At 67.3% G+C, this 5,773-nt stretch carries 7 protein-coding genes; 3 read left to right on the forward strand and 4 right to left on the reverse strand.

Annotation, left to right across the window (positions count from 1 at the left end; translation table 11 throughout):
• The 4 genes from NU1_RS22470 to rimP form a co-directional block, all read right to left on the reverse strand.
• Positions 1-272: translation initiation factor IF-2 N-terminal domain-containing protein (locus NU1_RS22470; RefSeq protein ID WP_157552836.1), on the reverse strand; the 272-nt coding region annotated here is incomplete at its 3' end.
• A gap of 117 nt (positions 273-389) precedes the next feature.
• Positions 390-788: a YlxR family protein gene (locus tag NU1_RS40555; RefSeq protein WP_084521713.1), complete on the reverse strand. Its 399-nt coding sequence runs from the start codon at positions 786-788 to the stop codon at positions 390-392.
• Between the two features lie 141 nt (positions 789-929).
• Positions 930-1,958: a transcription termination factor NusA gene (gene nusA, locus NU1_RS22475; RefSeq protein ID WP_067523806.1), complete on the reverse strand. Its 1,029-nt coding sequence runs from the start codon at positions 1,956-1,958 to the stop codon at positions 930-932.
• Complete coding sequence (rimP, locus tag NU1_RS22480; RefSeq protein WP_067523808.1) at positions 1,955-2,563, reverse strand: ribosome maturation factor RimP; 609 nt, start codon at positions 2,561-2,563, stop codon at positions 1,955-1,957. The genes nusA and rimP overlap by 4 nt, the downstream gene beginning before the upstream one ends.
• 277 nt (positions 2,564-2,840) lie before the next feature.
• On the opposite strand from rimP, the gene NU1_RS22485 reads away from it, so the two are divergent.
• The 3 genes from NU1_RS22485 (at position 2,841) to NU1_RS22495 (ending at position 5,627) form a co-directional block, all read left to right on the forward strand.
• Positions 2,841-3,407 carry a hypothetical protein gene (locus tag NU1_RS22485; RefSeq protein ID WP_245720253.1) on the forward strand — a complete coding sequence of 189 codons (567 nt, stop codon included), beginning with the start codon at positions 2,841-2,843 and terminating at the stop codon, positions 3,405-3,407.
• Entirely contained in the window at positions 3,404-3,838 is a 435-nt protein-coding gene (locus NU1_RS22490; RefSeq protein WP_067523812.1) for a ferritin-like domain-containing protein, read from the forward strand. The genes NU1_RS22485 and NU1_RS22490 overlap by 4 nt, the downstream gene beginning before the upstream one ends.
• 319 nt (positions 3,839-4,157) lie before the next feature.
• Positions 4,158-5,627 carry a three-helix bundle dimerization domain-containing protein gene (locus NU1_RS22495; protein WP_212761805.1) on the forward strand — a complete coding sequence of 490 codons (1,470 nt, stop codon included), beginning with the start codon at positions 4,158-4,160 and terminating at the stop codon, positions 5,625-5,627.
• The last annotated feature ends 146 nt before the right edge of the window (positions 5,628-5,773 follow it).

Here is a 5,773-nt window from a genome sequence, read left to right on the forward strand (position 1 = left end):
CGGGGGCCGGGACGCGGTCCACCGGCGGCCGGTTTGGTGCCCGGGCGCGGGCCCTGGCCGGCAGCGGGCTTCGCGCCGTCCTTGCTCGCGGTCCCATTTGCCGGGGCGCTCTTCGCCGCGACCGATTCGCGCAGACGGCGTGCGACGGGTGCTTCCACCGTCGAGGACGCCGACTTCACGAACTCGCCCTGCTCCTTGAGCTTTGCGAGTAGTTCCTTGCTCGTTACACCGAGTTCTTTCGCCAACTCGTGCACGCGGGCCTTGCCTGCCACTGCTCTCCTCTACTGAGAGGCCGAGCGTGACATTCCGTCCGTCGTTAGGTGACGGGGAGCCCGCACGACCTCAGATTATTTCCGATGGTCGATCATCGTTGGGATTTCACTGTGTGCTCATGAGTGCTCGTGCCTGTTCTCTACGTAATGCTCCAGGGCTGAGATATCCAGATTTCCGGACACTCGTAGTGCTCTGCCGAATGCTCGGCGCCGAACCGCTGTGCTCAGACATGCCGCAACGGGGTGCAACCAGGCACCCCGTCCGGGAAGTCTGCGCTGCGGATCAGGAACAACCGCAGCTGGCTGCTCATCTTCAGCTTTCTGCGCCACGACCCGCAACAGGTCGGCGGCCAGCCCTCGTCTGCGACATCCGACGCACGTCCGCACGGGTGCGTTTGCTTCGTTCCGCACACCCGCCGAGCGCAAGGAAGTCGAAGACTCGCGCTGAGCCTGCGTCAACTCTACCTCCGTGGTGTCCCGATCTCCGCATCCGTCCCCCTCGGAAGTTACCAACATGTCATCCGAGGCGCTGTTCCACCCGTGCCGACCACACCGGTCTACCGCAGACCGGTGTGGGTGTCGAACGAATTACGTTCCTGGTCGAACGGTTTTCTCCGGTCGATCAGCGGCCTCGGGGCAGTGCCCTGTCGCCGACGGTCAGCTGCGCTGTGCCTCCGACCGTGTGCCGCTCGCCACGTCCGGTGCGGCATCGCTGCGGATATCGATGCGCCAGCCGGTGAGACGGGCGGCCAGCCGGGCGTTCTGGCCCTCCTTGCCGATGGCGAGGGACAGCTGGAAGTCCGGCACCACCACCCGGGCGGCCCGCGCCTCGGGATCCACGACGGTCACCGAGACAACCTTGGACGGGGACAGGGCATTCCCGACGAAGGTGGCCGGATCCTCGGCGTAGTCGATGATGTCGATCTTCTCGCCCGCCAGTTCGCTCATCACATTGCGCACGCGCTGACCCATGGGGCCGATGCACGCGCCCTTGGCGTTGACGCCCTGCACGGTGGATTTGACGGCGATCTTGGAGCGGTGTCCGGCCTCGCGGGCCACGGCCACGATTTCGACCGAACCGTCGGCGATTTCGGGAACCTCGAGCGCGAACAGGCGGCGCACCAGGTTCGGGTGGGTGCGCGAGAGGGTGATCTGCGGGCCACGCGGGCCGCGGGAGACGCCGACCACGTAGCACTTGACGCGGTCGCCATGCTCATACGTTTCGCCCGGCACCTGCTCGGCGGGCGGAATGAGCCCCTCCGTGCCGTGCGCGTCGCTGCCGATGCGGACCACGATGGTGCCGCGGGAGTTCATCCGGGCGTCGCGCTGGACGACGCCGCCGACGATCTCGCCCTCATGGGTGGAGAAATCGCCGAAGGACTTCTCGTTCTCGGCGTCACGCAGCCGCTGCAGCACCACCTGGCGGGCAGTGGTGGCGGCGATGCGGCCGAAACCCTCTGGGGTGTCGTCCCATTCGGAGATGACATTGCCGTCGGCGTCCAGCTCGCGGGCCATCACCCGGACCACACCGGTCTTGGGGTTGATGTCGATGCGGGCATTGGCCTGGTGGCCGTCGGTGTGGCGGTACGCGGTCAGTAGTGCGGACTCGATCGCGGAGATCACGGTCTCCATCGAGATTCCCTTATCCGCGACAATCGCGCGCAGGGCTTCGATTTCGATGTTCATTCCACGATCCCTTCGGTCGACGAAACTGCTGCTGCTTCTGCTTCGGATTCCTCCCGAGCACCTGGCTTGGGACGGCCCGGTGCTACTCCCCCGGCCAGTTCCAGCTCGGCCGCGCCGGGTGGGCTGAATTCCACTTGGACGACGGCCGTTTCGATATCGGCGAGCGGTACCGTCACCCGGTGCGGTTTGTGTTTGCCGCCGAGTACCAGGGCCACCTCGGTGTCGGTGCTGGCGCCGACGCGAGCCTCGAACTTGGGTTTGCCCTCCGGTGCTTCGGCGCCGTCGCGGAGCATGATCTTCACCTTGCGGCCCTGGGCGCGACGCCAGTGGCGCAGTGTGGTGAGGGGGCGATCGATACCGGGGGTGGTGACCTCCAGGACGTACGGGGTCTCGCCGAAGTCGCCGGCCGCGTCGAGGGCTTCCGAGATATCCGAACTCAGGTCGGCGACGGCGTCGAGGTCGGTGCTGCCGTCGCTGTCGACGACCACCTTCACCTTGGACTCGGTACCCGCGGCCGCGATCGCGACGCCTTCTAGGTCGAACCCCCGGCGTTCGACGAGCCCAGCAACTAGCTGGCTCACCCTTTCCTCGGTCGGCATCGGCATGGTGGGGCGGCTCCTGGTTCAGTTGTGACGGGTTGAGTTGTAGGTATCGGTGCTGGCGGCGGCGGCCACGGCGAAATACCTGTCAAAGGTCTAGCGTAACGCGCTGAAAGAGTGTAAAGGACCAGCGAACGGCCTCGGCTTTCGCCTGGTTGGCCGAGCCGCACTGTCGGCGTGTCCAGTGCGACGCGCCCGGTGGTGGCGGATATCGACCGAGATCACACCCTATCGGAGGGGACTGGTTCGGCGAAGTGGCTCGGTGGACTGGCACCATGTATCCGTGCCCAGCAGTCCTAGCCGTCATGCGGCCGAAGTCACGGTCGCACCGGACCTCCCGGTGTCGTGGTCCAGCTCACCGACGCCCGCCCTCGACCGTCGTGCGATGCTGCGCTTCGCCGGTGGTGGCGCGCTCGCCGTCGTCGCGCTGGGTGCGGTCGCCGGTTGCGCCGAGGATGCCCCGGCCACCCCCGATCCGCTTGTCGCCCAGGAATTGTCGGCCCGCTCGGACGCGCTCGTGGCCACCGCCGCCATTGCCGCGGCCCCCGACCGCGCCGCGGCGCTGCGGACCATCGCCACCCAGCGGACCGCGCACGCCGACACCCTGCGCACCGAAATCGACCGCGTCATAGGCGTTTACGGTGACGGCACCACACCGAGCAACCGGGTCGCGCCGGTCACCCCCGCCGCCCCCGCCACACCGCCCTCGGTGGGCGAGTTGCGCACCGGTCTGACCAATTCCCAGAAGTCCGCCGCCGATCTGGCGACCACCCTGTCCGGCTACCGCGCCGCCCTGCTGGCCTCCATCAGCGCCGCCTGCGCCACCCACGTGGGAGTCCTCCTTACATGACCAATGCCGATAATCAGGCGCTCACCGCCGCGTTGAGCGCCGAGTACGCCGCTGTCTACGCCTACGGAGTGATTACCGCCTACGCCAATCCGGAACGCCTGAAACTGGTTTCGGAATACGCCGCCGCCCATCGCGCCCGCCGCGACGCCACCATCGATCTGCTCGAATCCCGCAATGCCGCCGCCCCGGCCCCCGAAGCCGCCTATCAGCCGCCGTTCGTCGTGAACGACCCCATCCCGGCCGCGAAACTCGCCGTGGCGGTCGAGACCGACGCGGCCAATGCCTGGCGCTCGGTCGTCGAACGCGCCGACTCCCCCGATATCCGTCTGACGGGCATCGAAGCCCTCACCGAATCCGCTCTGCGCCTGGCGAACTGGCAGGCCATTCTCGGCACCGATCCGGTGACCGTCGCCTTCCCGGGACAGCCCTGACGGCAGACCCGCGACTACCGAAGTTCTCCCGCGATGTCGCCTGCCTCCCCCTCATCCCGGCGCGCTTTGGCTGGGATCCACTACTGCGCGGGTGTGGATTCCGGCCAAAAGCACGCCGGAATGACGAAGGGTGACGGCGGCTGATGGCTGATGGCATCTCGGCCTCGGTTCCCGGTAGTGACCAGCAGTCCTCGCGCCCCGTTCAACCGCCGAACACCCTTTGGATGCTTGATGTTTCGACGGTGGGGATAGACAGCTGGGGGGCGCGTCGGTAGAGCGGTTTGCTGCCGCGCAGTCGATCCGACGCATGGTTGAGGAGATGGTGGTGGCTGTTGATACCGGGCGCGAGGAGAAAGCGCTGAGGCAGGTTCGGGAGCGGTTGGTGGATGCGTACGGGGAGGCGCATTCGGCGGAGCGGGTCGAGGCGGTGGTGGGGGCGGTTCGCAAGCGGTTCGACGGGCATCGGATTCGGGAGTTCGTGCCGATCCTGGTCGAGCGGATTGTGCGGCGGGAGTTGGAGACTCGGGGCGAGGTGAAGTCCGGCGCGAAGACCGCCGCGGGCGATCGGGAGTTCGCCGTCGGTGAGAGTGGGGTGGAATCCACCGGTAGCAAGGGAGATTCGGCTCAGGGTGGGTTCGCTGACGCTTCCCGGCGGGTGACGGAGCCGGTTCGGGGTGGGGGCTGGCGGGCGGCTGTTCGGGATAGGCGGGTGTTGGCGGGGGTTGCCGCTACCGTTGTGGTGGTTGTCGGTGGCGCTGTCGCCGTCGGGTCGGGTGGGTCGGAGCCGGGGGCGGTGACCGCGGCTCCCGCCGAGGTGACGGCCGTGCGGGGCGTCGTGGGGTCGGAGAAGACGGCGTTCTTCGCGGATCCGCGAGTGGTGGCGGCATTGGATGGGCACGGGTTGCAGGTGGTGGTGGATCCGGCGGGGTCGCGGCAGATCGCCACCTCCGTGGATCTCACGCGCTACGACTTCGCGTTCCCGTCGAGTGCGGCTGCGGCGGAAAGGATTCAGCGGCAGAGCGGCGTGAGTGGGAAGTACACGCCGTTCTCCTCGCCGATGGCTATCGCGACGTTCCAGCCGATTGTGGATCTATTGGTCGCGGCGGGGGTGGTTACGCCCGGCCCGACGCCGATCCTCGATATGGGGAAGTACCTCGATATGGTGGAGCGCGGAACGCAATGGGATGAGCTGCCGGACAATTCCGTGTACCCGGTCCGCAAGCATGTGCTGATCTCCACCACCGATCCGCGCACCTCGAATTCGGCGGCCATGTATCTGTCGGTGGCGGCCCATGTGGCGAACGAGAATTCGATTGTGCGCGGCACCGCGGCCGAAAACCATGCCCTGTCCCGGGTTTCGCGGCTGTTCACCCGCCAGGGTTACACCGAGAACAGCTCCGATGGCCCGTTCCAGGAGTATCTGGCCACCGGTATGGGCACCACTCCCCTGGTCTGGATCTACGAATCCCAGTTCGTGGATGCCGCCGTGCACGGACAGCTGCGGCCGGACATGGTGCTGCTGTACCCGTCGCCGACGGTGATGTCGCAGCACACCGTTGTGCCGTTGAACGGTGACGGCGATCGCCTCGGCGCAGTGCTGTCCACCGACCCGGAGTTGCAGCAGCTCGCGGCCGAGTACGGGTTCCGAACCACCGATCCGGCGCGGTTCACCCAGATCGCGGACGAGTACCGAGTGCCGGTCACGCCGCAGCTCATCGATGTGGTCGATATGCCGAGCTATGAAACCCTCGAGCGGCTGCTCGACGGGGTTGCCGAGTCCTACAACTGAGTCGAACGGAGGTCGACAGCGCAGGTCGGCGCAGCCCCGTTGTCCCGGCCCGGCCCCGTCATCCTGGCAGCTCGGCCCCGTCAACCCGGCAGCCCGGCCCCGTCAACCCGGCAACCCAGCCCCGTCAACCCGGCACGCTTTTGGCC

Origin of the sequence: Nocardia uniformis NBRC 13702 (assembly GCF_001613345.1) — a bacterium.
In the GTDB taxonomy this organism is placed as follows: domain Bacteria; phylum Actinomycetota; class Actinomycetes; order Mycobacteriales; family Mycobacteriaceae; genus Nocardia; species Nocardia uniformis.

What these genes read in the sequence shown, in the direction of transcription:
- rimP (WP_067523808.1), bottom strand. Translation starts at nt 2,563, where the DNA reads ATGCCGATGCCGACCGAGGAAAGGGTGAGCCAGCTAGTTGCTGGGCTC.
- NU1_RS40555 (WP_084521713.1), bottom strand. Translation starts at nt 788, where the DNA reads ATGTTGGTAACTTCCGAGGGGGACGGATGCGGAGATCGGGACACCACG.
- nusA (WP_067523806.1), bottom strand. Translation starts at nt 1,958, where the DNA reads ATGAACATCGAAATCGAAGCCCTGCGCGCGATTGTCGCGGATAAGGGA.
- NU1_RS22490 (WP_067523812.1), top strand. Translation starts at nt 3,404, where the DNA reads ATGACCAATGCCGATAATCAGGCGCTCACCGCCGCGTTGAGCGCCGAG.
- NU1_RS22495 (WP_212761805.1), top strand. Translation starts at nt 4,158, where the DNA reads ATGGTGGTGGCTGTTGATACCGGGCGCGAGGAGAAAGCGCTGAGGCAG.